The 17710-nt window shown below is 70.7% G+C and carries 17 protein-coding genes; 13 read left to right on the forward strand and 4 right to left on the reverse strand.

Going from position 1 to position 17710, the window contains the following annotated elements:
* Positions 1 to 83 precede the first annotated feature (83 nt).
* From ABH923_RS18700 to ABH923_RS18710, 3 genes are read left to right on the forward strand one after another with little or no spacing between them, the layout of a single operon-like run.
* On the forward strand, positions 84 to 728 hold the full coding sequence (locus ABH923_RS18700) for a TetR/AcrR family transcriptional regulator (RefSeq protein WP_370056902.1): 645 nt from the start codon (positions 84 to 86) through the stop codon (positions 726 to 728).
* Entirely contained in the window at positions 719 to 2452 is a 1734-nt protein-coding gene (locus tag ABH923_RS18705) for an ABC transporter ATP-binding protein (RefSeq protein ID WP_370056903.1), read from the forward strand. The genes ABH923_RS18700 and ABH923_RS18705 overlap by 10 nt, the downstream gene beginning before the upstream one ends.
* Positions 2449 to 4473, forward strand: coding sequence for an ABC transporter ATP-binding protein (locus ABH923_RS18710; RefSeq protein ID WP_370056904.1), 2025 nt, complete (start codon positions 2449 to 2451; stop codon positions 4471 to 4473). Before ABH923_RS18705 ends, ABH923_RS18710 begins: the two co-directional genes overlap by 4 nt.
* Positions 4474 to 4537: 64 nt before the next feature.
* On the opposite strand, the gene ABH923_RS18715 is transcribed toward ABH923_RS18710, so the two are convergent.
* A complete protein-coding gene (locus ABH923_RS18715; protein WP_370056905.1) occupies positions 4538 to 5320 on the reverse strand; it encodes a DUF1206 domain-containing protein in 783 nt (260 codons plus the stop codon).
* Between the two features lie 117 nt (positions 5321 to 5437).
* Between ABH923_RS18715 and nusA the strand changes: the two genes are divergently transcribed.
* The 6 genes from nusA (at position 5438) to ABH923_RS18745 (ending at position 11536) form a co-directional block, all read left to right on the forward strand.
* Positions 5438 to 6445, forward strand: a complete 1008-nt coding sequence (gene nusA, locus ABH923_RS18720) for a transcription termination factor NusA (RefSeq protein WP_370056906.1) — start codon at positions 5438 to 5440, stop codon at positions 6443 to 6445.
* 93 nt (positions 6446 to 6538) lie between these two features.
* Positions 6539 to 6832: a YlxR family protein gene (locus tag ABH923_RS18725; protein ID WP_370056907.1), complete on the forward strand. Its 294-nt coding sequence runs from the start codon at positions 6539 to 6541 to the stop codon at positions 6830 to 6832.
* A gap of 80 nt (positions 6833 to 6912) precedes the next feature.
* The gene (gene infB, locus ABH923_RS18730; RefSeq protein ID WP_370056909.1) at positions 6913 to 9699 is read left to right on the forward strand and encodes a translation initiation factor IF-2; all 2787 of its coding nucleotides are present in this window, start codon (positions 6913 to 6915) and stop codon (positions 9697 to 9699) included.
* 75 nt (positions 9700 to 9774) lie between these two features.
* On the forward strand, positions 9775 to 10218 hold the full coding sequence (gene rbfA / locus ABH923_RS18735; protein ID WP_370056910.1) for a 30S ribosome-binding factor RbfA: 444 nt from the start codon (positions 9775 to 9777) through the stop codon (positions 10216 to 10218).
* A 48-nt stretch (positions 10219 to 10266) separates the two neighbouring features.
* Positions 10267 to 11238, forward strand: a complete 972-nt coding sequence (locus ABH923_RS18740; RefSeq protein ID WP_370056911.1) for a class I SAM-dependent methyltransferase — start codon at positions 10267 to 10269, stop codon at positions 11236 to 11238.
* A gap of 4 nt (positions 11239 to 11242) precedes the next feature.
* Positions 11243 to 11536 (forward strand): YciI family protein, encoded by a 294-nt coding sequence (locus ABH923_RS18745; protein WP_370056912.1) that lies wholly within the window; start codon positions 11243 to 11245, stop codon positions 11534 to 11536.
* 60 nt (positions 11537 to 11596) lie between these two features.
* Here ABH923_RS18745 and ABH923_RS18750 read toward each other — a convergent pair whose 3' ends face one another.
* Positions 11597 to 12481, reverse strand: a complete 885-nt coding sequence (locus tag ABH923_RS18750) for an A/G-specific adenine glycosylase (RefSeq protein ID WP_370056913.1) — start codon at positions 12479 to 12481, stop codon at positions 11597 to 11599.
* A gap of 39 nt (positions 12482 to 12520) precedes the next feature.
* On the opposite strand from ABH923_RS18750, the gene ABH923_RS18755 reads away from it, so the two are divergent.
* A complete protein-coding gene (locus tag ABH923_RS18755) occupies positions 12521 to 13111 on the forward strand; it encodes a hypothetical protein (protein WP_370056914.1) in 591 nt (196 codons plus the stop codon).
* Here ABH923_RS18755 and ABH923_RS18760 read toward each other — a convergent pair.
* Both ABH923_RS18760 and ABH923_RS18765 read right to left on the reverse strand, forming a co-directional pair.
* On the reverse strand, positions 13108 to 14115 hold the full coding sequence (locus ABH923_RS18760; RefSeq protein ID WP_370056915.1) for a ketopantoate reductase family protein: 1008 nt from the start codon (positions 14113 to 14115) through the stop codon (positions 13108 to 13110). The genes ABH923_RS18755 and ABH923_RS18760 overlap by 4 nt on opposite strands.
* Positions 14116 to 14202: 87 nt before the next feature.
* Positions 14203 to 15693: a DHA2 family efflux MFS transporter permease subunit gene (locus ABH923_RS18765; RefSeq protein WP_370056916.1), complete on the reverse strand. Its 1491-nt coding sequence runs from the start codon at positions 15691 to 15693 to the stop codon at positions 14203 to 14205.
* 72 nt (positions 15694 to 15765) lie between these two features.
* On the opposite strand from ABH923_RS18765, the gene ABH923_RS18770 reads away from it, so the two are divergent.
* Genes ABH923_RS18770 through ABH923_RS18780 form a run of 3 tightly spaced genes read left to right on the forward strand, consistent with a single transcriptional unit; the run spans position 15766 to position 17689 of the window.
* Positions 15766 to 16404: a TetR/AcrR family transcriptional regulator gene (locus tag ABH923_RS18770; RefSeq protein ID WP_370056917.1), complete on the forward strand. Its 639-nt coding sequence runs from the start codon at positions 15766 to 15768 to the stop codon at positions 16402 to 16404.
* Positions 16401 to 17324: a tRNA pseudouridine(55) synthase TruB gene (gene truB, locus ABH923_RS18775; RefSeq protein WP_370056918.1), complete on the forward strand. Its 924-nt coding sequence runs from the start codon at positions 16401 to 16403 to the stop codon at positions 17322 to 17324. The genes ABH923_RS18770 and truB overlap by 4 nt, the downstream gene beginning before the upstream one ends.
* A complete protein-coding gene (locus tag ABH923_RS18780; protein ID WP_370056919.1) occupies positions 17321 to 17689 on the forward strand; it encodes a hypothetical protein in 369 nt (122 codons plus the stop codon). The genes truB and ABH923_RS18780 overlap by 4 nt, the downstream gene beginning before the upstream one ends.
* The last annotated feature ends 21 nt before the right edge of the window (positions 17690 to 17710 follow it).

The following is a 17710-nucleotide window of genomic DNA, read 5'->3' on the forward strand; positions in this document are numbered from 1 at the left end:
CACTGAGAAATACGGGGGTCGTTCGCTCAGGGCGAACAACCTTTCCGTTGTGAGTGAGCACTCACTCCGCTTACGATTCCAGCGTGGAAACCGAGTTGGAGACGACGCGCAACCGCGCCCAGCCGCTGCCGCCGGAGGACCGCAAGGCGATGATCATCGCCGCGGTCATCCCGCTGCTGATCGAGCACGGCCGCGGCGTGACGTCGCGTCAGATCGCCGACGCCGCCGGGATCGCGGAGGGCACGATCTTCCGTGCCTTCGGCGACAAGGAGACGCTCGTCCAGGCCGCCATCGAGACGTACCTCGACCCGGAGCCTCTGCGAGAGGCCCTGCGCGCGATCGATCCGAGCCTCCCGCTGGAGCACAAGGTCCGCGCGATCGTCTACCTGCTGCGCGAGCGCTTCCAGAACGTCATGCGCATCATGGCCGTGGTCGGCCACGAGCGGCCGCCGATTCCGCACGAGCGTACCGAGTTCGCGGCGATCATCGGCCGCATCCTCGCCCCGGAGGCCGACGAGCTCAACTGGCCGCCCGATCGCGTCGCCCACATCCTGCGCCTGATCAGCTTCTCGTCCGCGTTCCCCGCGCTGAACGACGGCATCGAGTTCAGCGTCGACGACCTCGCCCGGATCGCCCTCGTGGGCGTCGCGGGCCGGCCGTTCGCCATCTATACACCCGTCACGAACGCCGCCGACGCGGCAGACCTGGGAGAGCCCGGATGCTTCTGAAACTCCTCGGCCGGTACCTCCGGCCGCATTGGCGGCTGCTCATCGGGGTGCTGGTCTTCCAGCTCGCCCAATCGCTGCTGTCGCTCTGGCTGCCGACGCTGAACGCCGACATCGTGGACAACGGGATCGCCAAGGGCGACACCGGTTACATCCTGTCGACCGGCGCCGAGATGCTCGGGGTGACCATCGTGCAGATCGCCTGCTCGATCACCGCCGTGTACTTCGGCGCGAAGGTCGCGATGCGGGTCGGCCGCGACCTCCGCGGCGCGATCTTCCACCATGTCGGTGAGTTCTCCGAGCGCGAGGTGACGCACTTCGGCGCCCCCTCCCTCATCACCAGGAACACCAACGACGTCCAGCAGGTGCAGATGCTCGTGCTGATGACCTGCACGCTCCTGGTGTCGGCGCCGATCCTCGCGATCGGCGGCATCATCCTCGCCATGCAGCAGGACATCCAGCTCTCCTGGCTCATCGCCGTGAGCGTCCCCGTGCTGCTGATCGCCGTGAGCATGATCATCGTCCGGATGGTCCCGCAGTTCCGCAAGATGCAGGAGCGGATCGACCGGGTCAACCGGGTGCTGCGCGAGCAGCTCACCGGCATCCGCGTGGTGCGCGCGTTCGTGCGGGAGGACGTCGAGACCGACCGGTTCACGGTCGCCAACGACCAGGTCACCGAGACCGCGATCCGGGCGGGGCGGCTGTTCGCGCTCATGTTCCCCGTCGTGACGCTGATCCTCAACGTCTCGAGCGTCGCCGTGATCTGGTTCGGCGCGTACCGCGTCTCCGACGGGTCGATGCAGATCGGCACGCTGACCGCCTACCTGCAGTACCTCGCGCTGATCCTGATGGGCGTGATGATGTCGACCATGATGGCGATGTTCGTGCCGCGCGCGGCGGTCTGCGCCGACCGCATCGGCGAGGTGCTGAACACGGAGCCGTCGGTGGGCGCCGTCGAGAACCCGATCACCGAGATCAGCGCACGCGGGACGGTCGAGTTCGTGGGCGTCGGCTTCTCCTACCCGGGAGCCGAGCAGCCGGTCCTCAGCGACGTCACCTTCTTCGCGGAGACCGGCAAGACCACGGCCGTGATCGGCAGCACCGGCGCCGGCAAGACGACGCTGGTCAACCTCATCCCGCGGCTGTTCGACGCGACCAGCGGCATCGTCCTGGTCGACGGCGTGGACGTCGCGGAGCTCGAACCGGAGCTGCTCTGGTCCCGCATCGGCCTGGTGCCCCAGAAGCCGTACCTGTTCTCCGGGACGGTCGCCAGCAACCTCCGCTACGGCAACCCGGACGCCACCGACGACGAGCTGTGGCGGGCGCTGGAGATCGCGCAGGCGAAGGGCTTCGTGGAGGAGATGCCGGACAGGCTGGACGGGCCGATCGCCCAGGGCGGCACGAACGTGTCCGGCGGCCAGCGGCAGCGCCTGGCGATCGCCCGTGCGCTCGTGCGGCGGCCGGAGATCTACATCTTCGACGACTCCTTCTCCGCACTCGACACCGCGACCGACGCGCGCCTCCGCAGCGCGCTCGCCCGGCACGAGGCGGAGTCCACGATGATCGTCGTGGCCCAGCGGGTGTCGACCATCGTGGACGCCGACCAGATCGTGGTGCTGGAGGACGGCCGTGTGGTCGGTCGCGGCACGCACGCCGAACTCGTCGAGACCAATCCCACCTACGCCGAGATCGTCTCGTCGCAGCTCACCGCGGAGGAGGCGGCATGACCCGCGAAGACAGCGCCCGCCGTCCCGCTCCCGCTGCCGCTCCGGCCGGTGCCCCCGCCGCGACGCAGACGCCCGTCCGGACCCCGGCCCGCCGCGGTCCCGGAGGCGGCGGGCCGTTCGGCGGGATGACCATGCCCGGCGACAAGTCGATGAACTTCGGCCCATCGGCCAAGCGCCTCGCGGGCCGGCTGCGGCCGGAGCGGGTGGGGATGGTGTTCGTCACGCTCCTCGCCGTGGCCAGCGTCGTGTTCCTCGTGCTCGGACCGAGACTGCTCGGCAATGCGATCAACCTCGTGTTCGCCGGCGCGATCTCCGCGCACCTCCCGGCAGGCATCACCCAGCAGCAGGCCATCGCCGGGCTGCGGGCGAGCGGGCAGAGCCAACTCGCCGACCTCATCTCGGGGATGACGCTGACGCCCGGCCAGGGCATCGACTTCACCGCGGTGGGCCACGTCCTGATGTGGGTGCTCGCGCTGTACATCGCGTCCTCACTGCTCGCGTACCTGCAGGGCTACGTGCTCAACGGGATCACCCAGCGCACGGTCTACCGGCTGCGCCAGGACGTCGAGGCCAAGATCCACCGCCTCCCGCTGACCTACTTCGACCGGATGCAGCGCGGCGAGCTGCTGAGCCGGGTCACCAACGACATCGACAACATCTCGCAGACCCTCCAGCAGACGATGAGCCAGCTGCTCACCTCGCTGCTGACGGTGATCGGCGTGACGGTGATGATGTTCGTGGTGTCGCCGCTGCTCGCCCTGATCGCGATCATCACGATCCCGCTGACCCTCGTGATCACGATGCTGATCGCCAAGCGGTCGCAGAAGCTGTTCGTCGCGCAGTGGCGCAACACCGGCGAGCTGAACGGGCAGATCGAGGAGGCCTTCACCGGGCACTCGCTGGTCAAGGTCTTCGGGCGGCACCGCGAGGTGGAGGAGCGCTTCCGCTCCAAGAACCAGGAGATGTACGAGGCGAGCTTCGGCGCGCAGTTCATCTCGGGCCTGATCATGCCGTCGATGATGTTCGTCGGGAACCTGATGTACGTCGCCATCGCGGTGGTCGGCGGCCTCCAGGTGGCCAGCGGCGCGATGCAGCTCGGCGACGTGACGGCGTTCATCCAGTACTCGCGCCAGTTCACGCAGCCGCTCACCCAGCTCGGTTCGATGGCCAACCTGCTGCAGTCCGGCGTCGCCAGCGCCGAGCGGGTCTTCGAGCTGCTGGACGCCGACGAGCAGAGCGCGGACCCGGCCGAGCCGGTCGACCCGGAGGGCACCCGCGGCCGGCTGGCGTTCGAGGACGTCTCGTTCCGCTACCTGCCGGACCAGCCGCTCATTGAGGACCTCTCGCTGGTGGCCGAGCCGGGCCAGACCGTGGCCATCGTCGGGCCGACCGGCGCGGGCAAGACCACACTGGTCAACCTGATGATGCGCTTCTACGACCTGGACTCCGGCCGGATCACGCTCGACGGCGTCGACATCGCGACGATGACCAGGCACGGCCTCCGCGAGCGGATGGGGATGGTGCTGCAGGACACCTGGCTGTTCAAGGGCACGATCCGCGAGAACATCGCCTACGGCCGGCCGGGCGCGACCGAGGAGGAGATACTGGACGCCGCGCGCGCGACGTACGTCGACCGGTTCGTGCACTCGCTGCCGGACGGCTACGACACGGTGCTGGACGATGAGGGCTCGAACGTCTCCGCGGGCGAGAAGCAGCTGCTCACGATCGCCCGGGCGTTCCTCGCCCGGCCGAGCGTGCTCATCCTGGACGAGGCGACCTCGTCGGTTGACACCCGCACCGAGCTGCTGGTGCAGAAGGCGATGAGCGCGCTGCGCGCCGACCGCACGTCCTTCGTGATCGCGCACCGGCTGTCCACCATCCGCGACGCCGGGCTGATCCTGGTGATGGAGGCCGGACGCATCGTGGAGCAGGGCACGCACGCCGAGCTCCTGGCCCGCGGCGGCGCCTACTACACCCTCTACAACGCCCAGTTCGCGGCCCCGGCGGAGGAGGAGGCGTAGCGATTCGTACCGAATGTCGCGTTTGGCGCCGCCAAAGGCCACATTCGGCACGAATGTGCGGGGGTCAGAGGCGGGCGCGGACGGCCCGCACACACCAGAACAGGCCGTAGGCGAGCAGTCCGAGAGCGATGAGGACGAGCAGCACCACCCCGAACGGGATGCTCACGAGTGTCTTGAGGCTGCCGTCCAGGCCCGCGGCCTTGGACGGGTCGAAGGTGATCGCCGCCACGACCACCAGCCCGCCGACCAGCAGCAGGGCGACGCCCTTCGCGATGTAGCCGACGCGGCCGAGCACCGTGATCGCCCCGGCCCAGCGGTCCGGGGGCAGCTTCAGGTCGCGCTCGAACCGGTGCGTCGCGCCGTTGCGGATGAAGCCGACGCCCACGCCGACGATGACCAGCCCGATCAGCGCCAGCACGAACACGCCGCCGGGGAGGGCGAGCAGCCGTGCGCTGGCGGACTTGTCGCTCGACGACGTGTTGTGGCCGCCTCCGGTGGCGATGGTGATCGTCAGGTACGCGAGGCCGCCGTAGACCACCGCCTTGACGATCTCCAGCGCCTTCTTGCCCGCGCCGGACACCGTGAACGCCACCAGCACCTGCCAGAGCGCCAGCACGATCAGGCCGATCACGATCAGCCAGAGCACGAACACGCCGCCGGGCACCGAGGCGACGGCCTGCAGGGCGCCGGACTGGTCGGCCTGGCCGCCGGCTCCGAACGCGACGGTCAGCGCGATGACGCCGATGAGGATGTGCAGGAGGCCGATCGAGGCCAGTCCCACGCGGGTGAGGGCACGCACCGTGGTGCTGTGCTGGAGCTTCGACGCTGTTCGGGTTGGCGTGCTCATGCCCTGCACGGTACGCGGGGTCCCGGACGCTGAGAATCTCCGGTACCGTAGATAGCTGGGTCCGCCGCGCCATCGCGCGGCGGCGAAGATCTGAATAGCTGAATAGAGGAGGCCGGCATGGACATCGACCTCAGCGTCTTGCGTCTCATGGAGCGCGAGAAGGAGATTCCCTTCGATGAGCTGGTGCAGATCATCGAGCAGGCGATCCTGACCGCGTATCTCAAGCACACCAACCAGGCCGACCACCGCCACGGGCACAGCGACCAGCCGCCCGCCGCGCGCGTCCACCTGGACCGCAAGACGGGGCATGTCACCGTCTACGTCCCGGAGCACGACGACGAGGGCAACATCGTCGGCGAGGCCGAGGACAGCCCGAGCGACTTCGGCCGCATCGCGGCGTTCGCCGCCAAGCAGGTGATCAACCAGCGGCTGCGCGACATCGCGGACGACGCCGTGCTCGGCGAGTTCCGCGGCCGGGAGGGCGACATCGTCGCCGGCATCATCCAGCAGGGGCCGAACCCGCGCATGGTGCACATCGATCTGGGCAGCGTGGAGGCCATCCTCCCGCCCGAGGAGCAGGTGCCGGGCGAGGAGTACACGCACGGCTCGCGCATCCGCGTCTACGTCACGAGCGTGGCGAAGGGCCCCAAGGGCCCGTCGATCACGGTCTCGCGCACGCACCCGGCACTCGTCCGCAAGCTGTTCGCGCTGGAGGTGCCGGAGATCGCCAGCGGCATCGTGGAGATCGTCTCGCTCGCGAGGGAGGCCGGCCACCGCACCAAGATCGCGGTGCGCGCGACCGAGCCGGGCGTGAACGCCAAGGGCGCCTGCATCGGCGAGCTCGGGCAGCGCGTGCGCGCGGTCACGGCGGAGCTGAACAACGAGAAGATCGACATCGTCGACTACTCGCCCGACCTCGCGACGTTCGTGTCGAGCGCGCTCTCGCCGGCCAAGGTGACCAGCGCGTTCGTCATCGACGAGTCGCTCAAGGCCGTGCGTGCGCTCGTGCCCGACTACCAGCTCTCGCTCGCGATCGGCAAGGAGGGCCAGAACGCCCGCCTCGCCGCGAAGCTCACCGGCGCGAAGATCGACATCCAGCCCGACTCGATCCTGGATGAGAAGTAACCGTCCACCGAGGGAATGCGAAGCGGTGACGGAGCGTTGTCCGAAGAGGCGGCGCTCCGTCCTGATTCGGCGCAGAGATGCGTGAGGGGTAAGATGGAAGCCGTCAGAACGTGCGTCGGATGCCGTTCTCGCGCTCCCCGACCCTCTCTTCTGAGGGTCGTCCTCCGGAATTCGGAAGTCGTGGCGGACCCGTCCGCCACTCTCCCCGGACGGGGCGCGTGGCTGCATCCGGTCGACGAGTGTCTCGATCTCGCACTCCAGCGCAGGGCCTTCGGGCGGGCGCTGAAGGTGCAGGAGGCACTCGACCCGACGGCCATCCGGGCCGCACTGCGACCCCGGGTGGCATTGAGAGAACAGGCTGAAGAAGCAGTGACTTCACATGAGTGACAACAAATGAGCGGCTCGAAATGAGTGCCGTCCACTACTAACGCCTGCCCTGTCCGGGGTGGGCCCCAGACAGGAGAATTGTGGCTGCAAAACCACGCGTACACGAGGTCGCGAGCGAGCTCGGCGTCGACAGCAAAGTCGCGCTCGCGAAACTCAAGGAGATGGGCGAGTTCGTCAAGGGACCGTCCTCGAGCATCGAGCCCCCGGTAGCCCGCAAGCTGCGTGCCGCCCTGGAGGCTGAAGGCTTCACCGCCGACAAGGCGTCGGCGCCCAAGACGGAGGCCGCTCCGCGCCCCGCAGCGCCGCGTCCGCCGGCGTCGAGCGAGCCCACCGGGCCCAAGCCGCAGGCGCCGCTGTCCGTCGCCGAGCGTCAGGCCGCGGCCGAGAAGGCCGCTGCCGAGAAGGCCGCCGCAGACAAGGCGGCCGCCGAGAAGGCCGCGCAGGCGGCTCCCGCCGCGTCCGACGCGACCGACGCCGCCAAGCCGGCCTCGCCGCGCCCCAACACGGGTTCCACCCCCGGCTCCGGCAGCATCCCGCGCCCGGGCACCGCACGTCCGGGCAACAACCCGTTCTCGTCCAACCAGGGCATGGGCCAGCGGCCCAGCACGCCGCGTCCGGGGAACAACCCGTTCTCCAGCTCGCAGGGCATGGGCTCGCGCCCGAACCCGAGCCCCGGCAACATCCCTCGTCCGGCCCCGCCGCGTCCCGGCTCGCCGCGCATCGGCGCGCCCGGCCAGGGTGGCGGCGGCAACCGTCCCGGCCAGCGCCCGGGCGGCGGCGGCGGTCGTCCCGGCTTCCAGCAGCGCCCGGGTGGCGCGGGTGGCGGCGCGGGTGGCGGCGGCTTCCAGCGTCCAGGCGGCGCCCCGGGCGGCGGTTTCGGCGCCCCGCGTCCGGCCGGCGGCGGCGGTGGCCGCGGTCGTGGACCCGGCGGCGGCACGGCCGGCGCGTTCGGCCGTGGCGGCGGCAAGTCCAAGGCCCGCAAGTCGAAGCGCGCGAAGCGCCAGGAATTCGAGATGAGGGAAGCTCCGTCGCTGGGCGGCGTGAGCGTTCCCCGTGGCGACGGCGGCACCGTTGTGCGCCTGCGCCGCGGCTCCTCCATCTCGGACTTCGCCGACAAGATCGACGCGAACCCCGCGTCGCTGGTCACCGTCCTCTTCCACCTGGGCGAGATGGCGACCGCGACCGAGTCGCTCGACGAGGCGACCTTCGCGATCCTCGGTGAGGAGCTGGGCTACAAGATCCAGGTCGTCTCCCCGGAGGACGAGGACCGCGAGCTGCTCGAGGGCTTCGACATCGACCTCGACGCCGAGCTGGAGGGCGAGTCCGACGAGGACCTCGAGATCCGGCCCCCGGTCGTCACCGTCATGGGTCACGTCGACCACGGTAAGACGCGCCTGCTCGACGCCATCCGCAACGCGAACGTCGTCGCGGGCGAGGCCGGCGGCATCACCCAGCACATCGGCGCCTACCAGGTGTGGACCGAGCACGACAACATCGAGCGCGCCATCACCTTCATCGACACCCCTGGTCACGAGGCGTTCACCGCCATGCGTGCCCGTGGTGCGCAGGTGACGGACATCGCGATCCTCGTGGTCGCGGCCGATGACGGCATCATGCCGCAGACGATCGAGGCGCTGAACCACGCCCAGGCGGCCAACGTGCCGATCGTGGTCGCGGTCAACAAGATCGACAAGCCCGACGCCAACCCGGCCAAGGTGCGCCAGCAGCTCACCGAGTTCGGCCTGGTCGCCGAGGAGTACGGCGGCGACGTCATGTTCGTCGACGTGTCGGCCCGCAACAACATCGGCATCGACTCCCTGCTCGACGCGGTCCTGCTGACCGCCGACGCCGGGCTCGACCTCCGCGCCAACCCGAACAAGGACGCGCGCGGTGTCGCGATCGAGGCGAAGCTCGACAAGGGCCGCGGCGCCGTGGCGACCGTGCTCATCCAGTCCGGAACGCTGCGCGTCGGCGACGCGATCGTCGCGGGCACGGCGTACGGCCGCGTCCGTGCGATGGCCGACGAGAACGGCGACCCCGTGTTCGAGGCAGCGCCGTCCCGCCCGGTCCAGGTGCAGGGTCTCTCCAGCGTCCCGCGCGCAGGCGACACCTTCATCGTCACCGAGGAGGACCGCACCGCCCGGCAGATCGCCGAGAAGCGTGAGGCCGCCGAGCGCAACGCGCAGCTGGCGAAGGCCCGCAAGCGCATCTCGCTCGAGGACTTCACCCGTGCTCTGGAAGAGGGCAAGGTCGAGGCGCTCAACCTCATCATCAAGGGCGACGTGTCCGGTGCCGTGGAGGCGCTGGAGGAGTCGCTCATGAAGATCGAGGTCGACGACTCGGTCAGCCTCCGCATCCTGCACCGCGGCGTCGGCGCGATCACCGAGTCGGACATCGACCTGGCGACCATCGACAACGCGATCGTGATCGGCTTCAACGTCCGCCCGGACGTGAAGGCGCGCGAGCGTGCGGCCCGCGAGGGTGTGGACGTCCGTTTCTACTCGGTCATCTACAACGCCATCGAGGACATCGAGAACTCGCTCAAGGGCATGCTCAAGCCCGAGTTCGAGGAGATCCAGTCGGGTGTGGCCGAGATCCGCGAGGTGTTCCGCTCCTCCAAGTTCGGCAACATCGCCGGTGTCATCGTCCGGTCCGGAACGATCACGCGCAACGCCAAGGCGCGCGTCATCCGCGACGGCGTCGTGGTGGGGGACAACCTCGCCATCGAGTCGCTGCGCCGGTTCAAGGACGACGTCACGGAGGTCCGTACGGACTTCGAGGCCGGTATCGGTCTCGGCAAGTACAACGACATCCAGATCGGCGACGAGATCGAGACCACCGAGATGCGGGAGAAGCCCCGCGCTTGATCGGTAGCCTGTGAGGCCCGGCGGGAGACCGCCGGGCCTTCGGCTTCCGCACTGAGACATCCCTAGGAGGACCACATGGCCGACCCGGCACGCGCGAGGAAGCTCGCCGACAGAATCCAGGTCATCATCGCCAAGCGGCTGGATCGCGGCCTGCGCGACCCGCGACTCGGCTTCGTGACGATCACCGACGTGCAGGTGACGGGCGACCTCCAGCACGCCACCGTGTTCTACACGGTGTACGGCACCGACGAGGAGCGCGCGGACACCGCTGCGGCTCTGCAGGCGGCGACCGGCATGCTCCGCAGCGAGGTGGGCAAGAACATCACCGCGCGGCTGACGCCGACGCTGGCGTTCCAGCTCGACGCCATCCCGGAGAACGCCGCGCACATCGAGGACCTGCTGCGCAGGGCCCACGACCACGACACCCAGGTGGCGGGGCTCGCCACCGGCGCCAGCTACGCCGGCGACGAGGACCCGTACGTGAAGCCGCGCGAGGACGAGGACGAGGACGAGGACTGACCGGCACCCGCGCGAAGGCGGTCGCCGCGCCCGGGTAGGGTGGCGGGTGTGACTGTCAGGAACATCGTGCGCAAGGGCCTCGCGCCCGTCATCGGTTCGGAACGGGTCGACAGGCTCGTGGACGGGGAGGCGAAGGCACGGGCCTCGCTGGCCTCCTGGATCGCCCCGGCGGACCGGCAGGCCTCGGCACTGGCCGACGCCGTGCCCGAGTCGGAGTACCCGCTCGCCCCGAACGGCTACCGCATCTATCCGTACGACCCCTCGCGGTTCCCGGAGCCCACTCTGACGCGGCATGAGTTCCTGACCGGTCTGCACCAGGTGCTCCAGCCGCGCGCGTACCTGGAGATCGGCGTCGACGACGGCCGGTCGCTGACCCTCTCGCACACCAAGACGATCGGCGTCGACCCGGCCTTCCACATCGTCAGCCCGCTGCGGTCCGATCTGCTGCTCGCCCGCGAGACCAGCGACGACTTCTTCGCGTCGACGCAGGCGGCGGACCACCTGGCGGGCACCCCGCTGGACCTGGCGTTCGTCGACGGGATGCACTGGGCCGAGTTCGCGTACCGCGACTTCGTGAACGTGGAGAAGCTCTGCAGCCCGCTCAGCGTCGTGGTGCTGGACGACATGATGCCGCGGACGGTCCACGAGGCCGCCCGCGACCGCTACACGGACTCCTGGGCGGGCGACGTCTACAAGGTCGTCGAGCTGCTGCGCGCCGAGCGGCCCGACCTGATCGTCGTGCCGGTGAACACGTTCCCGACCGGCGTCGTGCTGGTGCTGTCCGTCGACCCCGCGTCCACGGTGCTCGCCGACCGCTACGACGACCTCCTGCCCGGGCTGACCGCCGCGGACCCCCAGGACGTCCCCGACCACGTGATCGAGCGCACGCGCGCCGTCGACGGCCGCGACCTGATCGCCTGGCCGGGCTGGGCGGAGCTCCGCGACCTGCGCGAGCGCCCGCGGGCGACGGCGATGCGACGCAAACTGCTGGCGTCGTTCGCCGAGACTTTCGTACGCTGAGACCATGTACGCCGTCTCGTTCTACGACCCAGACCCCGACACGACGCCCGAGCGGTTCCAGCGGGTCGTGGAGGCCTACCCGCGCCACAAGGCCTACCTGGACGCGTTCGCCGCGGAGACCGGAGACGTGCTGATGATCGGCACGTTCGGCGACCCGGGCACGCAGGGCTCGATGGCCGTGTTCCGGTCGCGGGAGGCCGCCGAGCGGTTCCGCGACGGCGACCCGTTCGTCACCGAGGGGCTGGTGTACCGGTCGCGGATCCTGGACTGGGACCCGGTCGTCTTCGCGCAGACCTGAGCGTCCTCCTCAGGGCCTCACGGAGGTCAGGGCCTCACGGAGGTCAGGGCCTCATGGAGGTCAGGGCAGCGTGTAGCCGTCGCCCTCCGCGACCGCGAGACCGTCGGCGACCAGCCCGAGGAGGGCGCGGTCGCGCTGCTCGGCGTCGGGCCAGACGTCCTCCAGCTCGGCGGCCGTGACCGGGATGTGCGAGCCGCGCAGTTCGGCCAGGATGCGGCCGCGCACCTGCCGGTCGCTGCCCTCGTACGCCTTCTGCGCCGCCTTGCGCGGCCCGGCGTAGGCGGGATAGCCCGCCGCGCGCCACGCGCAGCTCGCCGCCAGCGGGCACGTGTCGCAGCGCGGCGAGCGGGCGACGCACACGATCGCGCCGAGCTCCATCATCCCGGCGTTGAAGGCGGCGGCCGCCGGGCGGTCGTCGGGGAGGAGCGCCGTCATGGCCGCGAGGTCGCGCCGGGCGCTCGGCGGGGCGGGCTCGCCCTGGCCGTCGACGGCGCGCGCGATCACCCGGCGCACGTTGGTGTCGACGACGGGATGGCGCGCCCCGTATGCGAACACCGCGACGGCGCGGGCGGTGTAGTCGCCGATCCCCGGGAGCGCGAGCAGCGCCTCCACGTCATCCGGCACGACGCCGCCGTGGCGCTCGGTGACCGCGACGGCTGCGGAGTGCAGCCAGAGCGCGCGGCGCGGGTAGCCGAGCGACTGCCAGGCGCGCACGGCCTCGCCGGGCGGGACGGCGGCCAGGTCGGCCGGCGTCGGCCACCGGGTCAGCCACTCCTCGAGCCGAGGGATGACGCGCGCCACCGGCGTCTGCTGCAGCATGAACTCGCTGACCAGCGTGCCCCACGCAGTGAAGCCGTCGCGGCGCCAGGGCAGGTCGCGGCGGTTGGCGTGGTACCAGTCCACGACCGCCGTGGCGAACGCGTCGGATCTGTGCGCGTTCGGCATGCATCGAGGCTACCCGGTGCTGCGGCATATGCTCGTCCCATGATGCTGCCTCCGACGCCGCGGGTCCTCGTCCTCCGCGAGATCGTGGCGGAGGTGCGTGCGCTCACGCCGGGTGGCCGGGTCGTGGTCGCGGTGGACGGCGGTGGCGGCACCTCGGGCTTCGCGGACGACCTCGCGGTGGTGTTCCGGGAGTCCGGCCTCGACGCGCACCGGGCGTCGGTCGGCGACTTCCACCGCTCGCGCGCCGAGCGCACCCTGTTCGGCCCGGAGACGCCGGAGCGCTTCTATCGGGACGCGTTCGACTACTCGACGCTGCAGCGGGTGCTGATCGACCCGTTCCGGATGGCGGGCAGCGCCGGGTTCCAGACCCGGGCGTTCGACGAGGTGCGGGACGCGCCGGTCGTCGCCCGGTGGGAGACGGCGGGGCCGGACGCCGTGCTCGTGATCGACGGCGAGTTCCTGCTGCGGCCGGAGCTGCGGCGGGAGTGGAACGCGTCGGTGCTGCTGGTGAACACGCCGGAGCGGGCCGTCTACGAGGAGGACGCCCGGCCGCGGGATTTCGCCACCTTCCTGGTGGACGACTCGGACCCGCTAGCGCCGGTGCGCCTGCCTCGGGGCGAGCAGGCCTAGCGGCCCAGCAGCGCGGCGAGCCGGCGTGCGACGTCGGCCGGCGCGATGAACGCTTTGGCGGCCTCCACCTCGTGCACCAGGCCGGTCAGCGCGGCGTTGACCGGCGCCTCCTGCCCGCTCGCCCGAGCCTCGGCGACGACCGCCCCGTTCAGGTAGTCGATCTCGCTGAGCTGGCCGCGCCGGATGCTCTGCAGCGTGGAGCCGGGGTTGGGCGTCGCCCCCATCCTGCGCCGCATCAGGAGCGGGACGACCTGGGCCAGCCAGCGCGGGGAGCGAGCGACGAAGCGGAGGATCCGGTCGTCCAGGCCCTGGATGCTGCCGAAGCGCACACCGCGCGCGATGCCGACGCGGACGGCCTCCTGGAGGCTCGCGGTGATGATCGGGCGCAGTTCGCGGCTGCCGAGGGTCTCCTGAGCGCTGAGCCCGGTGATCGCGGGCATGGCGTTGACCTGGTTGACCATCAGCTTGGTCCACTGGCAGCCGGTGAAGTTCTCGACCGCGAAGCTGGGCATGGCGGCGTCGAGGATGCGGGCGGCCTCCACCGCGCTCGCCGGCGGCTCGCCGTCGCCCGCGCCGAGGTAGGTGTTCGCGGTCGTGGTGACGGTGATGCGGCCGGGGGAGAGGTAGCTGGCGGCGTAGAGCGCGAGCGCACCGACGCAGTCCGAGCCGGGGAGCAGCTCGGTGGCGACGCGGAGGCCGGCGAGGCCGTTCTGGACGACGACGACGGTGATGCCGTCGAGGAGGGCGGCGTTGTCGCGGATCGCGGCCTCGGCGTCCTGCGCCTTGGTGCAGATGAACACCAGCTCCGGCCGGGTCTGCAGCCGCTCGGCGGCGGCGACCCGCGCGGTGTGGGCGCCCCAGCCGCCGTCGAGCCGGAGGCCGTCGGCGCGGATGGCGGCGAGCTGCTCGCCGCGGGCGGTCACCTCCACGAGGTGGCCGACCCGATCGAGCAGCGCCGCGATCGTGCCGCCGATCGCTCCCGCTCCCACCACGCCGATTCGCACGCCCTCCAGCCTAGGTGCCGAACGTCGAAGGGCACGTAAACGCCCCTAAAACGCGGTTTTAGGGGCGTTTACGTGCCCTTCGACGGGTCAGTCGGCGAGGACGGGGGTGGGCTCGGCGGTCGCCTCGGCGGCCGCGGCGGCGGGGAGGGCGTCCTCATCGGCGGCGTGCGCGGCGTCGGCGAGCTCCGCCGCGCGGCGGCGGCTCGGCAGGGCGAGCGAGATCACCGCGGCAAGTGCCAGCGCGCCGGCGCCGACCCAGACGGCCGGGATGGCCGCGCTCACGTAGCCGGTCGGGGTGAGTGTCCCGCCCGCGCCGGTGAACACTGCGGTCAGCACTGCGACGCCGAGCGCGACGCCGATCTCCCGCAGCGTGGAGTTCGTCCCGGAGGCCTTCGCGTGGTCGGCCGTCCGCATGTTCGCCAGCACCGCGGTCGAGCTCGGCGCGAACACCAGGCCCATCCCGACGCCGGCCAGCAGGAACGGCGGCCACATCCCCGAGTACGGCAGGCTCGCGGAGAGCGTGCCGGCGATCCAGGCCATCGCGACGGCGAGGAACACCAGACCGACGACGATCGGCAGGCGCGTACCGGTGCGGCCGGAGACGAGCCCGGTAAGCGGCGCGACCACCATCGGCGCCAGCGTCCACGGCATGGTCATCACGCCGGCCTCCAGCGGGGTGTGCCCCTGCACGACCTGGAGGAACTGGATGAGGATGAAGATCGCCCCGAAGATCCCGAAGCTGAAGGTCATGCCGACCAGGTTCGCGACGGTGAAGCTGCGGTCGCGGAACAGCCGCAGCGGCAGCAGGGGAGCGGAGGTGCGCGACTCCCAGAGCACGAACGCGACCAGCAGTGCGCTGCCGGCGATGAGCGCGAACAGCACCTCGGCGCTGTCCCAGCCCGCGTCGTTGCCGCGGACGATGCCGTAGACGAGCCCGAGCACGCCGGGAGCGGCGAGCAGCAAGCCGACGATGTCCGCGCGCACCCGGTCGCCGAAGCTGTTCGGGAGGGCGAGGAGCACGAGCGGGACGGCGATCACGCCGAGCGGCACGTTCAGCCAGAAGATGGCCTGCCAGTTCCAGCCCTGCACGACCGCGCCGCCGATCAGCGGCCCGAGGGCGACGCCGAGGCCGGAGATGCCTCCCCAGATGCCGATGGCGGCGGGGCGCAGCTTCTGGCTGACGCTGCCGGCGAGCAGCGTGAGGGAGAGGGGCAGGAGGGCCGCGGCGCCGGCTCCCTGCACCGCGCGGGCGGCGATCAGCATCCACGGCTCGGTCGCGAGGGCGCTCGCCGCGCTGGCGAGCGTGAAGACGATGATGCCGCCGAGGAACACCGAGCGGCGGCCGAGCCGGTCGCCCAGGCCGACCGCCATCAGCATGAGCGTCGCGAACGAGAGCGTGTAGGCGTTGACCACCCACTGCAGCTGCTCGATGGACGCGCTGAGGTCGCGGGCGATGACCGGGAGGGCGCTGGTGACGACCAGATTGTCGAGGGTCGCCATGAACATCGGGAGGGAGGCCGCGACGATCGCGAGCCAGACGGGGATCCGGCGGGCTGCGCCGGGACGGGATGAGGTCATGGTCGCTTCCTGGATTGTTAGTAATCGAATGATTACAACGAACTTTAGTAATCGACTGATAACCTGTCAAGCATGACTTCGGCGATCAGTGAACGGATCCCCTCGGCCGCGCGGCGCGAGCAGATCCTCGGCGCGGCGAGCCTCGTTTTCGGGGAGCGCGGCTACTTCGGTGCGACCACGGACCAGATCGCCAAGGCGGCCGGGATCAGCCAGCCCTACGTCGTCCGGATGTTCGGCAGCAAGGAGAACCTCTTCGTGGAGGTCCTGCAGCGCGCCCTCGACAAGCTGATGACGAGCTTCCAGGCCACGATCGACGAGTGGAAGGCCGACGGCTCGCCCGTGGGGGAGGACGGCGCAGGCGGCGAGCACCACGAGATCGGCCGCCGGCTCGGACTGGCCTACGTGAACCTGATCGAGGACCGCGGCATCCTGCTCTCGCTCATGCAGGCGTTCGGGATGGGCAACGACGCCGTCATCGGCGGGCGCGCCAGGGAGGGCTTCCTCGCCATCTACAAGCTGGTCCGCGACCAGGTCGGCTTCTCGCCGGACGAGGCGCGCACCTTCCTGGCGGAGGGCATGCTGCTGAACACGCTGCTCGGGCTGAAGCTGCCCGCCGAGTACGGCAAGGATGTCTGCGCCACCGAGATCATCGAGTCCACCTTCCGCACCAAGCTGCAGCTGGTCCTCGACGTCGCCGGCGAGAGCGCATGACCGGCAGCGGTCTGGTCCTGGTCGACAAGCCGGGAGGCTGGACGAGCCACGACGTCGTCGCGCGCGTCCGCCGCCTGGCCGGCACCCGCAAGGTGGGCCACGCCGGCACGCTCGACCCGATGGCGACGGGGCTGCTCATCCTGGGCCTCAACTCGTCCACGCGGCTGCTGACCTACATCGTCGGCGCGGACAAAGAGTACCTGGCGACCATCCGGCTCGGCGCGACCACCACGACCGACGACGCGGAGGGCGACGTCGTCGCGGAGGCCGACCCGGCCGCCGTCGCGGCGGTCGAAGACGACGCGATCGCCCGCGGCATCCTGGCGCTCACCGGCGAGATCGAGCAGGTCCCGAGCTCGGTGAGCGCGATCAAGGTCGACGGCAAGCGCGCCTACGCACGGGTGCGGGCCGGCGAGGAGGTCGTCCTGCAGGCGCGCGCGGTGACCATCGCGGAGTTCGAGCTGCTGGCGGCCCGGCGGCTGCCCGACCCCGCAGCGCCGGTCGCGATCGAGCTCGACGTCCGCGTGGTGTGCTCCTCCGGCACATATATCCGGTCGCTCGCCCGCGACCTCGGCGCAGGCCTCGGCGTCGGCGGCCACCTCACGGCGCTGCGCCGCACCAGGGTCGGACCCTTCGACGTGCGGGAGGCCGGCGAACTCGATACGCTCGATCCCGCGGCGGCCCTCATCCCCGCCGCGCGAGCCGCCTCCGACCTCTTCGAGACGCTCGAGCTGACCGAGCAGCAGGCCATCGACCTGACGCACGGCCGTCGCATCCACATCGCCGATCGGGAGGGACCGGGAGGCGGACCCGTCGCCGCCATCGCCCCCGGTGGCCACCTCGTGGGGCTCATCGAGTTCCGCGGAAAGGAAGCCAGGACCCTCGTGAACTTCCCGACCGACGAGATCGCCTCCGCATGATCGAATGGTTCGTGGCGCTGCAGGTCGGCGTCGCCGTGATCGGCGGCGTGCTCTGCCTTGTGCTCGGGTTCGCCGGGCGGGTTCCGGGCGACCTCACGATGGGCGCCGTCGCGCTGGTGGAGCTGCTGCTGATCGTGCAGCTCGTGATGGCGATCGTGGCCCCGCTGGTGGGCAACCCGCCCACCGGCAGCCTCGCCGAGTTCTACATCTACCTGGTCTCGGCGCTGCTCCTGCCGCTGGCCGGGGGCTTCTGGGCGCTCATCGAGCGCAATCGGTGGAGCACCGTCATCCTGGGCGGCGTCTGCCTCGCCATCGCGGTGATGGTGTACCGGATGGGGCAGATCTGGTTCGTGCAGGGCGCGTGAACGGCCTCCCCAGGCGCGAAT

The sequence above is a fragment of the Leifsonia sp. EB41 genome (assembly GCF_041262565.1).
Taxonomy (GTDB): domain Bacteria; phylum Actinomycetota; class Actinomycetes; order Actinomycetales; family Microbacteriaceae; genus Leifsonia.